Genomic DNA, 12,858 nt, shown 5'->3' with positions numbered 1-12,858 from the left:
GATTCTTTCTCTACTCGGCCTTGGCGTGCAGCACGTGCACGGCGCAGCCAAGTCACGGGTCGTAGGCTCGGATCACGCGCCCGACGTTGACGGGGCTGTCGACCTCGGGAACGGGAACGCCGATGAGCGCCTCTTCAACGGCCCCGCGCTTCCCGGCGTCGTCGCGCGGCGAACAGTTCCACATGGAGGCGGCTACAACGGCGTAATCGTCGATCACGCCGTTCTTCACGCGCATGTAGTGGCACAACGCGCCGCGCGGCGCTTCGGTAAAGCCGATGCCCTCCCCGGCCTGCGGGACTTCCGGCAAGGCGAAGGTCTGCGCGCCCGGCTCCAGCTCGTGCAGCCAATACTCGATCATGCCGAGGGTCTGGTACACCTCCTCGACGCGCGCCACGTTGCGCCCCATGATCGAGAAGGCGGGGTCCTCGCCTATCTGACGGAACGTCTCCGCACGGACGCCGAACATATCGGCAAAGAACCGTTGGCCAATAGGCGAAAGCGGCTTGTCGTTGATCCACATGCGCGCCAGCGGGCCGACTTCGACCCGATGCCCGGCATACAAGGGAGCCTTGATGAAGCTGTACGCGCCCTCCTTGTCCACCTGCGGATTGGATTCCGACTTCTGGAGCGGCGTGCCGGAAGGCGCGGGCTCAAACCACGAATAACGCACATCCTCAAGGATGCGTTTCCCGTCGAACGGCTCGTCACGCCCGTTGATGTAGGCCCCGGCATTGAAGAACTGCTCGCCCTTCTTCGCCAGCGGAAAAACGCCCACGCACAGGGCATTCTTGTAGCCGTGCGCCATCTCGAACATATCCATGTAGCGTGAGGCGATGGTGTAGACCAGCGGCAGGTAACGGTTTTCCACGAATTTCCGAACCTGCTTCATGCGCGCCGCGTATTCGAGAATCGTCCCGCGGTCGGGGATCTGCGCCGCGCCGCCGCCGAGGATGCCCTGCAAGTGCGGCATACGCCCGCCGAACAAGGCCACAAGCTGGTGGCAGACCTGCCGGACTTCCAGCGCCTCGATGTATTCATCCATCGCCAGCGTGTTCTGCTCTTCGGAAAGCCGCAAATCGGGATTCCGGTAGCGCGGGATGAACGGTACCGTATCCGGCCCGTGGAAATAGTCCTGTCCGCCGAGATGGTAGAAGTGCAGGATGTTGGATTGGAGATAGTTGCCCGCCAGCATCAGGTTCCGGGCGATGCGCCCGTTTTCGGGCACCTCGACGCCGCACACGGCCTCAATCGCAAGGGATGACGCCGTTGCGTGGGCCACAGGGCACACGCCGCAGATGCGCTGTACGATCTGGGAGGCGTCGCGGGGATTCCGCCCGCGCAGGATGGCCTCGAACCCCCGGAACATGCCGCCGGTGATCCATGCGTCGGCGACTTTGCCGTCCTCCACCTGCACCTCGACCTTGAGATGCCCTTCAAGTCGGGTAACGGGATCGATGGCGATAACGGTCTTGCTCATGCTGCCTCCGGGCGATCAGTTTTCATAGAAGGGGGACATGCCGTCGGGAAAATTGGGCGACGTGCAGCCCACGCAGGTGGCGTTGGCGATGCACCAGTTGACCCCGCCGTTCCACTTCCGCGTGGCGGAGTCGCAGCCGCTCCACGGCCCCCGGCAGCCGAGTTCGAAACGGCACCCCTTCTTGTCCGTCATGAACGGGGAGAAGATGCCGTCTTCGAAAGAACTCAGGTAGGGGCAGGTCAGATGCGTGTTCGGATAAAACACCTTGGGCCGCCCCACGTCATCGAGCCCGCGCATGATCTCCAGTACGCCGCCTTCCGTGCCCTTGCGCTTCATGGCGTCAAGCAGAAGGGCCAGCGTCCCGACCATCCAGTCGGGATGCGGAGGGCAGCCCGGAACGTTGATCACCGGGGTGGGGATGCCCCGCATCTTCAAAAATTGGCTTACGCTCACCGCTTGCGTCTGCTGCCCGCGCGCCGCTGGAACGCCGCCATAGGACGAACATGTCCCGGCGGCAACGACGGCCGCAGCGCTCCGGGCCAAGATGTCCGTGGTTTCAGCCACGGTGTACTCATGATGATCCACTTCCCCCACGACGCAGTATTTCCCGTCCGCCTTCAAGGGGATGGAGCCTTCGACGATAAGCACGTACTGGCTGTTGAATTCTTTGGATTTGTCCAGCATACTCTGGAAGGCGAGCTGCCCTTCGGCGGCCATGATTGTGGGATGGAAATGCATCGCAATGATTTCCAGCAGCACTTTGGCGATGCCGGGGTGGGCGTTGTTGAGCAGGGACACGGTACAGCCCGTACACCCCTGCCCTTCAACCCAGAACACCGGAGGGCGCTGCCCGGTCAGCGTTTCCGCAAGCACATCCCGCACGAACGGGTGAAACATGCCGGAAACCCCGATTCCCGCCACCGTCCCGGTGCAAATACGCACGAAGTCTCGTCGGGTAAGTTCCATAGGAAACCTCTTGTTTCGGTTACAGACGTATTGGGGGGAGGTGCCCTCCCGTAGAAAGGGCGCCTCCCCCGTTCCCCACCCCCAAAATATCCGACAGCGGGGAAGTTCAGCGTCGCCCCCGGCGGGAGAGTGCGCCTGGAACTCCGCCACTCCAACGTATCGTGAGGCAGCCGCGAATCAATGATTATAAGGAGTAGAAAGAGAGAGCCGGGGGAGGGAGCTTTTTGAAAAAAGCCCCCTCCCCCGGACCCCCTCCCGCAAAAACTTTGACTGGTGGGGAGGCCGCGCGAAAGGAGTCCGTTCCAGCGGGAAACTGAAACGTGGGGAACGCTTCTTAGAGAGGCTGTTTCAGCAAGCGGCCCCGCCTGAATTAGGAATCATTCAGGCGGGGCCGCTTGCCATCAGCCGGGAAAATCGACAGCAGGGATTCGATAAAGTCAAAAGCCTTTGAAGAGGAAGGGGTGGGTTTTGGGGAGGGGGAGGAGAAACGTTCTGGAGAAGGGGGGAGCCCCCCACGTTTCTCCTCCTCCCCAAGTTCTCCTACACCCCCAGCTTTCCCGCCACATCGCGCCACACGGCTTCAACGTCGATGTCGACCATGCAGCGATGATGCTTCTTCGGGCAATGATGCGGCCCGTGCAGGCCGCAGGGACGGCACTCAAGGGAAACCTCAAAAACCTTGGCGGAATCGCCGCGCGGGAAAAAGCCGAGCTCACGCACCGTCGGCCCAAACAAAGCCGTAACCGGAGTATGCTGCGCCCATGCAAGATGCATCGGGCCGGAGTCATTGGAAACGTAACAGTTCAACATGCGCAGATAGGCGGCCAGCTCGGGCAGCGTCAGGGCGCAGGACAAGTCGTGCAGGAGCGGATTGCCCTTGAGTTCCGAAAGGGCGATCACATCGCGGGCCACACCTTCCTCGCCGGGGCCGGCGAAGACAAGCACATGGGCACCCCGGGCGGCGGCCCGGCGGGCGATTTCCGCAAAGCCGGACGGCAGCCAGCGTTTCGTGCCCCAGACCGAGCCGGGATGCAGCCCGAGCAGGACGGGTTCCTGATCGCCTTGCCGGAGCGACTCGCGGAAGGCGGCGGCCTTCTCCAGTGCCGCCGAGGGAAGCGTCAACTCGGGCCAGTGCTGACGCGGGGTTTCAGGCGGCAAGATGGGCTTCAGCAGCTCAAGAAGCCGTTCGATCTCGTGCAGCTCGGAAAAGCGGCGGGATACGCGCCGGTTGTAGCAGAGCGCCGCGACGGGGCCCCCGATATAGCCCACGCGCAACGGCGCGCCGCTCAAGCGGGCCAGCAGCGCGGAACGGGGGCTTGGATGCGCGCCGATCCAGATGTCATAACGCCGCCCGCCAAGGATACGCCCGGTCTTGAGCAACGCGGACAGGCGATTGTTCCCGGCGATGCGGCGCTTGTCATACTCATGGACGGCATGGATGGACGGGTGGGCCTCGAACAGGGGGCCAAGCCCCCGGCGCACGTAAAAATCAATCTCCGCACCGGGAAACGCATCCGCCAGCGTCTGGATCAACGGCAGCGTCAGCACCGCATCCCCCAAAAAAGCCGTATTCCATACCGCGATCCGCTTCATAAAGCGCCTCCTTTCGGCCAGACTGCCAGTCCCATACGGGAAAGCCCGCAATTCCTCTTCCGCAACGGCACCCTATCCCGTGTCCCCTGTCCGCACAAGAGACGAGAAAAGCCCAGACAAGCATCCGGGCTTTTTTCAATGGAAATACGCCTCTTTTGACGAGAGGCTTGGAAGCGGGCGGGGAAGGGCTACCTTCCCGCCCGCCTCATGGGTTAAGCCTCGCTCAGAGGCTTGAAGTTCTTCTTGGATGCCCCGCAGACGGGACAGGTCCAGTCTTCGGGAAGGTCTTCAAAGCGAGTGCCCGCGGGAATCTTGCGGCGCTTGTCGCCCCGGTCGGGATCGTACACGTAGCCGCAGTTGCTCACCGGACACCGATACATGTCTTTCGGATCAGCCATGATGTACCTCTTTACCGGCTTACCACGGGTTGTGGAGCACTTCGAAGTGGGCGGTGGGGTGCGCACAGGCGGGGCACAGGGCCGGGGCATGCGTACCGGTCACCAGACAGCCGCAGTTGCGGCAGCGCCACACGACGGGGGTTTCACGCACGAACACGCGGCCTTCCTTGATGTTCTTGGCGAACGCGAGGAAACGCTCTTCGTGGTACTGCTCCGCAATGGCGATGTTGCGCATCACACAGGCGACTTCGGAAAAACCTTCAGAGTCGGCGATATTCGCAAAAGAGGGATACATTTCAGTATATTCATGATGTTCACCGGCAGCGGCGGCGTACAGGTTGGCTTCCGTGCCCGTGATGATGCCGGCAGGGAAGGCGGCAGTGATTTCCACGTCGCCGCCTTCAAGGAACTTGAACAGGCGCTTGGCGTGTTCTTTTTCCTGAAGCGCGGTTTCAGTGAAGATGTCGGCGATCTGCACAAAGCCGTCTTTTTTGGCCGCACCGGCAAAATAATCATAGCGGTTGCGGGCCTGAGATTCACCGGCAAAGGCGGTGAGGATATTCCTTTCAGTCTGCGTACCCTTCAAAGATTTCATACAATCTCTCCTTTTGGTAAGAAATGAAGGGGGATAAGCCCCTTTGAACCGCTTGGGCGCATCGGATGCGCCCATTAAATCCGTTACACGAATAACGCTAAAAAGCGCATGAGGGAACCCCACTATAACTCAACAGGATTCCCCCATGATTTCAGGAAGCCTTACGGGCGCATTCTTCGCAAATGCCTTCGTACTCAACGCGCGCTTCCGTGATCGTAAAGCCCTCAACGGAAACGCCTTCAACGGAAGGCGTCGGCACGGGAGGAATGACGTCCCCGATCTTGCCGCAAACCCGGCAGCGCACATGCTGATGGGGGCGGGTATCGCCGTCGAAACGGCGGATGGAGCCGGCTGACTCCAGTTTGAGTATTTCTTTGGATTCCGTCAGGAAATCAAGGTTGCGGTAGACAGTCCCAAGACTGATACGCGGCATGCGGGTACGAACCATCGCATACAGCTCGTCAGCCGTGGGGTGAGTCTTGACCTTTCTTAATTCCTCAAGAATAACCATACGTTGTCTAGTCATACGAGTCTGTGGCTGTGACATATCCATACCTCTTTGAGAACAATTACTGTTATGCTTAAAAAATGTCAAGTTTTTGGATTGCATATTATCGGCGGAATGAATAGAACTGTCAAACGGCCCGCATTTTTCCGTCAAAACCCGTTTGCGGACGCACGCGGGGAAATGGCTCCATTTTCTCGTTGCATCCACGGACAGAGACGCTTATTACCGGGCGAGTGAACAAGCGTTTTTCCGATAGCGCTCCGGTGCTGTCGGGACTTTTGTTATGGCAGGAGCCCGGGGCGGCAACGCCGTTGCGGCGTTTTTCCCAAAAATACAGACGTACCAAGGTGTGACGTTATGGATTTGAGCATTCTTTCCCTTCTTGCCCAAGCCACGCTGGTAGCCAAGGCGGTCCTCGTGGTCCTGCTCTTCATGAGCGTATTCAGTTGGGCCTTGATGTTCCGTAAATGGATGAACATCCGGGCGGCGCTCAAAAAGGCCGCCGACGGCATGGACCGTTTCAACCACGCCCGGGACCTGCGCGAGGCCGTGCAGTCCCTCGGCGGCGATCCCGACTCCCCGCTGTATACCGTCGCCCATGAGGGCGTGACCGAATTCAACCGCTCGAAAGAGGCCGGGAACTCTGAAGACGTCGTGGTCGACAACGTGCGCCGCGCGCTCCGGCAGGGCGTGGACATGGAAATGACCCGCCTCACGAGCTCCCTGTCCTTCCTGGCGACCTCCGCGAACACGGCCCCGTTCATCGGGCTGTTCGGTACCGTCTGGGGCATCATGAACACCTTCCATGCCATCGGCGCCATGAAATCCGCCTCCCTCGCCACCGTCGCGCCCGGCATCTCCGAAGCCCTCATCGCCACGGCCATGGGCCTTCTCGTGGCTATCCCGGCGACCATCGGCTACAACACGTTCCACGGAAGCCTCGGCGTGCTCGAAACCCGCCTCGTCAACTTCGCCGGCATGTTCCTCAACCGCGTCCAGCGCGAGCTGAACGCCCACCGAGCCGTGTCCAGAAGCGGACAGGCCGAGTAGAGGTGCCTCATGGGAGCTTCTGTCGGCGGCAATAAAGGATTCGTGTCGGAAATCAACGTGACGCCGTTCGTCGACGTCATGCTGGTTCTGCTCATCATCTTCATGGTCACGGCGCCGATGATGACGGAAGGGCTTGATGTCGACCTGCCCCAGACGCGGGCCGTCGAAACCCTGCCCACCGAATCGGACAACATGATCCTGACGGTCCGCAAGGACGGCGCCATTTTCCTCGACTCGTACGAGGTGGGGCTGGACGAGCTGCAGGATAAGATCGGCCTGCTCGTCAAGCAGCAGAACAAGCAGCTGTTTCTCCAAGCCGACAAGGACGTGGCCTACGGCCTTGTCGTGGACGTGATGGGGCGCATCCGTGAAGCCGGGATCGACAAGCTCGGCGTGGTGGCCTTGCGGGAAGATACGCCCGCCGTCCCGGAAAAGAAGGGCAAGAAGTAAAGCCCCGGCTTTCCGCCGGTCGCGCACAACGGATAGAAGGGCCCCGGCTTCCGCAGCCCGGGGAAAAAGGCAGACCCACCAATGTTTGGCAGTTATTTCTTTTCAATCCTCCTGCACCTCGCCCTGGCGCTGCTGATCTTCCTGTGGCCGAGCTCTCCGCCCGTGAAGCTCGATCAGCCCATGATGCAGATCAGCGTGAACATGGGCGCTCCGGGCGGCAACCGGATGGCTTCGCCCGTGCTCGGGCCGCAGGGCAAGCCCATGCCGACGAAGGCCGCGCCTCAGCCCGCCCCGGCGGAGCAGGCGGCCAGCGCCGTCCCCGTAGCCCGTGAGGATACGGCACAGCCCAAGGCCGAGCCCAAGAAGGAATCGCAGCCCAAGCCCAAACCGAAGCCCGAGCCCAAGCCGGACGAGGTCGCGCTGGCGCAGAAAAAGGAACCCAAGAAGCCCAAGGACGAGGAAGAGGAAGAGTCCAAGGAAAAACCGAAGGAAAAGCCTAAGGACGACGGCAAGAAGGACAAGAAGGAAGCTTCGGAGAACGCCAAGAAAACGGACGACAAGGCCAAGCCCGCCAAGGAATCCGACAAGAAGAAGGACGGCGTGGACCCGAGCAAGGCTCTTGCCGACGCGTTGAACGACGCCAAAAAGAAGGCCGGGACGTCCCGAGGCACCAAGGAAAAAGGCGGCAAATCGTCCGTCGCGGGCGCTCTTGCCGACTTCCAGAAAAGCGCCGGGGGCGCTGGCGGCGGTGGCGGCGGCGAAGGCGACGGCCCCGGTGGCGGCGGCATCTACGACGTGTATATGGGGCAGGTCATCCTTGCCGTGCGGCCGAACTGGAGTATGCCGACCTACTCCCGCGCGAACCTTTCCGTGCAGGTCAACGTAAAGCTTGATCCGAACGGCAAGGTCCTCAGCTGCACGGTGGCCCGCAGCTCCGGCAGGGCCGAAGTCGACGCCTCGGCGGTCAACGCGGTCATCAGGACCAAAGTGCTCCCCGCGCCGCCCACGCCCGATCAGCAGGAACTCCTCCTCACCTTCAATACCCAGGAAATGATGGGCAGAAGGTAGCTTGTACGGCTTGCGGGAAGAATACATTTGGGGGCGGGGAAACCTTTCTGGAGAAAGGTTTCCCCGCCCCTCCAAGCTGCCAGAGCGGCTCGCTCCCCCTTCCCAAGGCTTTCGGCCTTATCGAATCCCCCTACCCGCTTTCCCTGTAAATTGTATGAAGAAGCGTCCCTTTCCCCGCCGGACGGGCTCCGCATGCAAGGGGACGAAGAACGTATCTCCAGCCAGTTCAAACAGCGTGAAGGCCCCTGCGTAAGAGGGCAAAAAAGGCGCTGAACCGTTCCATGGCATTTATCCTTCCACCGGAACGGACTCCCTACGCGCGGCCTCCCCACCAGTTAAAATTTTTGCGGGTGGGGGTCCGGGGGAGGGCGCTTTTTATAAAAAGCGCCCTCCCCCGGCCTTCCCTCCCTCTAGAGGGCTGGCCTTTTGGCGGAGTGTCCGGTAGAAGGGACGTATACGCTTCAACACGCAAGAAAAATCCCGGAGCGAACGATGCCTAAATCAATAATGCGTCTGCTGGCTGCTTTTGGATTCATACTGTGCTCGGCCCTGCCGGGCATGGCTGAACCGACGGGTATGCCCCTCATTGCCGGAGCGGACACCGCGGGCGGCTACGCCGGGGATGTCCTCGTCAAGGTGCTGCCCGCATGGCAGCCCCCGGCGGGCGCTTCCGGCATAGTCACCATCTCCCTGCGCATCGGCAGCGACGGGCGCCCGCTGTACTGCGAGGCAAGCCGCAAGTCGGGCAATGCCGCGCTCGACGAGTCCGCCTGTCAGGCCGTCGTGCGCGCGGGTACGCTTCCCACGCCGCCGTACGGGGCCATCACCGAAGTCTATCTGACGTTCATGACGGATCCGGGCTCCCTCAAGGGGACAGCGCCTCAGGGGCAGGCTTCCGCTCCCAAGGAGCGCAGCTACGCCGAGGAAATCATGTTCCGGGCCAAGCCCTACATCCAGATCCCGCAGGGCGTCCACGGGGAATACAGCGTGGAACTGACCCTCCGCATCAACGAAACCGGCGGGATCGAACAGATGTCCGTCTCCAAGTCTTCGGGGAAGGCCGAAGTGGATAACGCCGTCCTCACCGGGGTCATCCGGGAAGGGGTCATCCCCCCGCGCCCGGCGGGTTCCGAACCTCTGACCATGCGTCTCCTCTTTACCCTCAAAAACAATTGATCTAGACTCGCGCCGCGTAAGCAAAAGGTCTTCCGTGGCAAAAACGGGAGGCCTTTTTACCGAAAAAGCGGTAAGCCAAATCCTGCGGGAGGACCTCCCGTTCACCCCCAACCCCTTTAAAGGCATCATGAAACCATTTCGCCTGTTTTCCCAAGTGCTGCTTCTGCTCGGCCTTGTGATGGTCTGTGCCGCCGGTTCCTCAAAAGCCGCCATGCAGATCGACATCTACGGGCCCGGTCAGAACATCGTCAATCTGGCCATGGCCGCCCCGCTCAGCACCGGTCAGCCTGCCCAAGGGCTTGGCAAGGAGCTCGACGCCGCCATCCATGACAACTTGAGCTTCCTGCCCTTCATGCGGCTGACGGATCCCAAAGCTGTCCTCGGCGGTACGACCCTCCCCGGCTACCAGCCCCCGAACGTCGACTTCAAGCGCTTCCAGCTTGCGGGCGCGGACCTGCTCGTCACCGCCGGCTGGCCTCAGGGCGACAAGTCCGGGTCCACAGTGGAGCTGCGCGTCTACGAAACCTTTTCCGGACAGTTCGTGTTCGGCAACGCTTACAGCGGCGTAACCAAAGAAGAAGTGCAGGATGTGGCCGACCGCTTCTGCGCCGACCTCATGAAGGCCCTCACCGGCCACGGCGACTTCTTCCTCGCCACGCTCGCCTTCGTGAAGAACAGCGGCAAGAACAAGCGCGACGTGTGGATCACCAAGCCCACCGGCCGCAACCTCCGCAAGATCACCGATATCCCCGGCATCGCCATGTCCCCGTCGTGGTCGCTCGACGGCCGCTTCATCGTATTCAGCCACATGGACGACAAGAGCCATGCCCTCGGCGTATGGGACCGCCTGACCAACCGGGTCCAGCGTATCCGCTTCCCCGGCAACACCGTCATCGGCCCCACCTTCACCCCCGGCAACAAGGTCGCGGTGAGCCTCTCCACCGGCAAGAACCCCGACATCTTCATGCTCAACCACGCCTTCCAGAAGGAACGCACGCTTGAAGCCAACGGCACCATCAACGTGTCGCCGACCTTCGACGCCGCCGGCACCAAGATGGCCTTCACGTCCAACCGCATGGGCGGGCCGCAGATCTTCATGAAGGACATGGCCTCCGGCTCAGTCTCCCGCGTGACCAAACAGGGCAACTACAACACCGAACCGAGCATGAGCCCCGACGGGACACTGATCGCCTTCTCGCGCCTCACCTCGGAAGGGAACCGCATCTTCGTGCAGGATCTGACCACCGGCACGGAACAGCAGATCAGCTTCGGCCCCGGCAATGACGTGCTTCCCTCCTTCGCGCCGGACAGCTACTTCATCGCCTTCACCTCCAACCGGAGCGGCCCGAACCAGATTTACCTGACGACCCGTCACGGCGGCGACGCGAAGAAGGTCCCCACGGGCAGCGGAGACGCCTCGTTCCCCCGCTGGGGCGCGATTCCCCGTTAGCCGGGCTTGACGGAAAAGGGAGCGTTTTTTAGATAGGCGGAAACGGGCGGGAGCAGCCCTCCGCAACCGTGTTTTTCCCTCGCAAATCTTCGCGGGAAATCACTGAAATAGCCCCCTACTAGCTTGACAATACAGGTTTGCCGGAATAACCTTCAGCCCTTGCGTGTGCAGGGTAGTATACGCAAGGAAGAAGGAATTTTATCAACCGTTTTTCTGTGCGGGGGAACTCGCTCAGGAGGAAAAAGAGATGAACACTTTCAAACGTTTGGCTCTCGTTGTGACTCTCGTTGTGGCTATGGGTGCTGGCTTTGGTTGCGCGAAAAAGCAGACTGGCGCTGACGTGGCTCCCGCCACCACCGCCGACGACAACGGCGCCGCTAACGCCGCTATCGAACGCGCCGCTCAGGCGATCACCGACGGCATCGTGTACTTCGACTTTGACAAGTCCGACATCAAGGCCGAATCCCGCGACATGCTCCGCCAGAAGGCTGAGCTCATGAAGGCCTATCCCAGCATCCGCGTGCGCATCGAAGGCAACTGCGACGCCCGTGGCACCCAGGAATACAACCTCGCCCTCGGCGAACGTCGTGCTCGCGCCGCTTACGAATACCTCGTCATGCTCGGCGTGAACCCCGACCAGATGGAAATGATCTCCTTCGGTAAGGAACGTCCCGCCGTTGAAGGCACCGGTCCCGCCGTGTGGGCGAAGAACCGCCGCGACGACTTCCGCGTTATCGCGAAATAAGTTTGCTTTCTGAGAACTCACGCCGCCTTCCGGGGCGGCGTGAGCCGTAACGGAGCGTGGCGCAGCTTGGTAGCGCACCTGGTTTGGGACCAGGGGGTCGCTGGTTCGAATCCAGTCGCTCCGACCAGAATAACGCAGAAGGATTCCAGCACAGCCGGAGTCCTTTTTTTCTGCCCGTCGTTCTCCCCCTTCGCCGCTCTCGGCTTCCTCCCGTCTCTGCAAGCCCCCGCTTCACGCCGCTTCCCTATCCATGCGGCCCCATTGCCATCCCCCGCACCGCCGCGTACGCATCTGCCTCTCTTCCCCCTCCTGCAAGGCACCTCACGCCTCTCATCGAAACAATCATTGTTTCGCCCCGTTGCGCCTCCTATGCTCTTGGGAACGACACGCAACCGGAGGTTTGGGATATGCGTACTTATCTGAAAGCGTTCCTTTTTCTGGCTCTGACGGCTTCCATTGCCTGCGCCGGGGCGAATTTCGCTCAGGCCGCTGAAGCGGCTCCTGCCGCCTCCGCCGGGAACGGCATGATGCCGCCCGTCGGCACCTTCGACAACAATGCGGCCTACCAAGCTCTGACGCCTGAAAAACAGGCCAAATACAATGAAATCATCAAATCGGCGGAAGAAGCCATGTTGCCCCTCCGTGAAAAGATGATGGCCAAGCGCCTTCAGCTTGATACGATGGCGAGTATGCCCAACATGAACGAGGAAGCCATTGCCAAGGCCGCCGCCGAGGTCGCTTCGCTGCACACGCAGATGATCAAGGTTCACGATATGATGGCAGATCGCCTCGCTAACGAGCTCGGCATTTCCATCCAGCGCGGGACCTGCTCGGACGGCTACACGCCCTGCCCCATGCATCGCGGCATGATGCGCGGCTACCATCATCAGGGCATGATGATGCCCATGTATTGATTGGAAATGGAGCATTTGGGGGAGGGGAGAGGGAACCCTTTTCAAAGGGTTCCCTCTCCCCTCCCCCCAAGCCCCCTCCTCTCACCCTCCTAAACTTTCCGACTAGTGGGGAGGTGATGCGACAGGAACTCATAAACACAACAGGAAAACGGAAAAGGATACAGAAAAAGGCAAGGAAAGAGACTCCCCCGCCTTTTTAAAGACTGCGATTGCTTCTGATTACAAAAAAACGATATGGTCGCGCACCAAGTAAGACACTCTCGGCTTTCACGGCAAAGCCGCTGAAAAATCCCCGATGAGCTCCACACTCATACTCTGCGCTGTTCCCTGCGCAACGTCCCCTCAGTTTTCCCCTGAAAAGACAATAAAACGCCGCATACAGCCTTCATCTCCCCTTTTCCTCCGGACGGAACGAACTCCCGTCGCGCAGCCTCCCCACCAGTCGAAAGTCTTGGGAGAGGATGGGGT

General features: G+C 60.9%; 13 protein-coding genes and 1 tRNA gene. 8 read left to right on the top strand and 6 right to left on the bottom strand.

What is annotated here, in order from left to right:
• Window positions 1–52: 52 nt before the first annotated feature.
• The 6 genes from hysA to HMPREF0178_RS09380 all read right to left on the bottom strand — a co-directional run bounded on the left by hysA (window position 53) and on the right by HMPREF0178_RS09380 (window position 5,576).
• Window positions 53–1,477: a NiFeSe hydrogenase large subunit HysA gene (gene hysA / locus HMPREF0178_RS09405; RefSeq protein WP_009380431.1), complete on the bottom strand. Its 1,425-nt coding sequence runs from the start codon at window positions 1,475–1,477 to the stop codon at window positions 53–55.
• Window positions 1,478–1,492: 15 nt separating this feature from the next.
• The gene (gene hysB, locus HMPREF0178_RS09400) at window positions 1,493–2,443 is read right to left on the bottom strand and encodes a NiFeSe hydrogenase small subunit (RefSeq protein WP_009380430.1); all 951 of its coding nucleotides are present in this window, start codon (window positions 2,441–2,443) and stop codon (window positions 1,493–1,495) included.
• A 540-nt stretch (window positions 2,444–2,983) separates the two neighbouring features.
• Window positions 2,984–4,036 (bottom strand): glycosyltransferase family 9 protein, encoded by a 1,053-nt coding sequence (locus HMPREF0178_RS09395; RefSeq protein ID WP_009380427.1) that lies wholly within the window; start codon window positions 4,034–4,036, stop codon window positions 2,984–2,986.
• Window positions 4,037–4,248: 212 nt separating this feature from the next.
• Window positions 4,249–4,434 carry a rubredoxin gene (locus HMPREF0178_RS09390; RefSeq protein ID WP_005028320.1) on the bottom strand — a complete coding sequence of 62 codons (186 nt, stop codon included), beginning with the start codon at window positions 4,432–4,434 and terminating at the stop codon, window positions 4,249–4,251.
• A 19-nt stretch (window positions 4,435–4,453) separates the two neighbouring features.
• On the bottom strand, window positions 4,454–5,029 hold the full coding sequence (gene rbr / locus HMPREF0178_RS09385) for a rubrerythrin (RefSeq protein ID WP_005028319.1): 576 nt from the start codon (window positions 5,027–5,029) through the stop codon (window positions 4,454–4,456).
• Window positions 5,030–5,180: 151 nt separating this feature from the next.
• The gene (locus HMPREF0178_RS09380) at window positions 5,181–5,576 is read right to left on the bottom strand and encodes a Fur family transcriptional regulator (RefSeq protein WP_009380424.1); all 396 of its coding nucleotides are present in this window, start codon (window positions 5,574–5,576) and stop codon (window positions 5,181–5,183) included.
• A 318-nt stretch (window positions 5,577–5,894) separates the two neighbouring features.
• On the opposite strand from HMPREF0178_RS09380, the gene tolQ reads away from it, so the two are divergent.
• The 8 genes from tolQ to HMPREF0178_RS09340 all read left to right on the top strand — a co-directional run bounded on the left by tolQ (window position 5,895) and on the right by HMPREF0178_RS09340 (window position 12,390).
• On the top strand, window positions 5,895–6,587 hold the full coding sequence (gene tolQ / locus HMPREF0178_RS09375) for a protein TolQ (RefSeq protein ID WP_005028317.1): 693 nt from the start codon (window positions 5,895–5,897) through the stop codon (window positions 6,585–6,587).
• A 9-nt stretch (window positions 6,588–6,596) separates the two neighbouring features.
• Window positions 6,597–7,037, top strand: a complete 441-nt coding sequence (locus HMPREF0178_RS09370; protein WP_009380423.1) for an ExbD/TolR family protein — start codon at window positions 6,597–6,599, stop codon at window positions 7,035–7,037.
• An 81-nt stretch (window positions 7,038–7,118) separates the two neighbouring features.
• Window positions 7,119–8,105 carry a cell envelope integrity protein TolA gene (tolA, locus tag HMPREF0178_RS09365; RefSeq protein WP_009380422.1) on the top strand — a complete coding sequence of 329 codons (987 nt, stop codon included), beginning with the start codon at window positions 7,119–7,121 and terminating at the stop codon, window positions 8,103–8,105.
• A 492-nt stretch (window positions 8,106–8,597) separates the two neighbouring features.
• Window positions 8,598–9,281 carry a TonB family protein gene (locus HMPREF0178_RS09360; RefSeq protein WP_009380419.1) on the top strand — a complete coding sequence of 228 codons (684 nt, stop codon included), beginning with the start codon at window positions 8,598–8,600 and terminating at the stop codon, window positions 9,279–9,281.
• Between the two features lie 127 nt (window positions 9,282–9,408).
• Entirely contained in the window at window positions 9,409–10,731 is a 1,323-nt protein-coding gene (locus HMPREF0178_RS09355) for a PD40 domain-containing protein (RefSeq protein WP_039958995.1), read from the top strand.
• 247 nt (window positions 10,732–10,978) lie between these two features.
• The gene (pal, locus tag HMPREF0178_RS09350; RefSeq protein ID WP_005028312.1) at window positions 10,979–11,476 is read left to right on the top strand and encodes a peptidoglycan-associated lipoprotein Pal; all 498 of its coding nucleotides are present in this window, start codon (window positions 10,979–10,981) and stop codon (window positions 11,474–11,476) included.
• Between the two features lie 50 nt (window positions 11,477–11,526).
• Window positions 11,527–11,603, top strand: a tRNA-Pro gene (locus tag HMPREF0178_RS09345).
• 280 nt (window positions 11,604–11,883) lie between these two features.
• Window positions 11,884–12,390: a periplasmic heavy metal sensor gene (locus HMPREF0178_RS09340; protein WP_009380416.1), complete on the top strand. Its 507-nt coding sequence runs from the start codon at window positions 11,884–11,886 to the stop codon at window positions 12,388–12,390.
• Window positions 12,391–12,858: the final 468 nt, after the last annotated feature.

It is taken from the genome of Bilophila sp. 4_1_30, assembly GCF_000224655.1.
Lineage (GTDB): Bacteria > Desulfobacterota > Desulfovibrionia > Desulfovibrionales > Desulfovibrionaceae > Bilophila > Bilophila wadsworthia.
This window is presented reverse-complemented; position numbering and strand designations above follow the sequence as displayed.

Bases quoted from the DNA above. Each gene is read 5' to 3' on its own strand.
- hysA (WP_009380431.1), bottom strand. From the start codon at position 1,477: ATGAGCAAGACCGTTATCGCCATCGATCCCGTTACCCGACTTGAAGGG.
- hysB (WP_009380430.1), bottom strand. From the start codon at position 2,443: ATGGAACTTACCCGACGAGACTTCGTGCGTATTTGCACCGGGACGGTG.
- HMPREF0178_RS09395 (WP_009380427.1), bottom strand. From the start codon at position 4,036: ATGAAGCGGATCGCGGTATGGAATACGGCTTTTTTGGGGGATGCGGTG.
- HMPREF0178_RS09390 (WP_005028320.1), bottom strand. From the start codon at position 4,434: ATGGCTGATCCGAAAGACATGTATCGGTGTCCGGTGAGCAACTGCGGC.
- rbr (WP_005028319.1), bottom strand. From the start codon at position 5,029: ATGAAATCTTTGAAGGGTACGCAGACTGAAAGGAATATCCTCACCGCC.
- HMPREF0178_RS09380 (WP_009380424.1), bottom strand. From the start codon at position 5,576: ATGTCACAGCCACAGACTCGTATGACTAGACAACGTATGGTTATTCTT.
- tolQ (WP_005028317.1), top strand. From the start codon at position 5,895: ATGGATTTGAGCATTCTTTCCCTTCTTGCCCAAGCCACGCTGGTAGCC.
- HMPREF0178_RS09370 (WP_009380423.1), top strand. From the start codon at position 6,597: ATGGGAGCTTCTGTCGGCGGCAATAAAGGATTCGTGTCGGAAATCAAC.
- tolA (WP_009380422.1), top strand. From the start codon at position 7,119: ATGTTTGGCAGTTATTTCTTTTCAATCCTCCTGCACCTCGCCCTGGCG.
- HMPREF0178_RS09360 (WP_009380419.1), top strand. From the start codon at position 8,598: ATGCCTAAATCAATAATGCGTCTGCTGGCTGCTTTTGGATTCATACTG.
- HMPREF0178_RS09355 (WP_039958995.1), top strand. From the start codon at position 9,409: ATGAAACCATTTCGCCTGTTTTCCCAAGTGCTGCTTCTGCTCGGCCTT.
- pal (WP_005028312.1), top strand. From the start codon at position 10,979: ATGAACACTTTCAAACGTTTGGCTCTCGTTGTGACTCTCGTTGTGGCT.
- HMPREF0178_RS09340 (WP_009380416.1), top strand. From the start codon at position 11,884: ATGCGTACTTATCTGAAAGCGTTCCTTTTTCTGGCTCTGACGGCTTCC.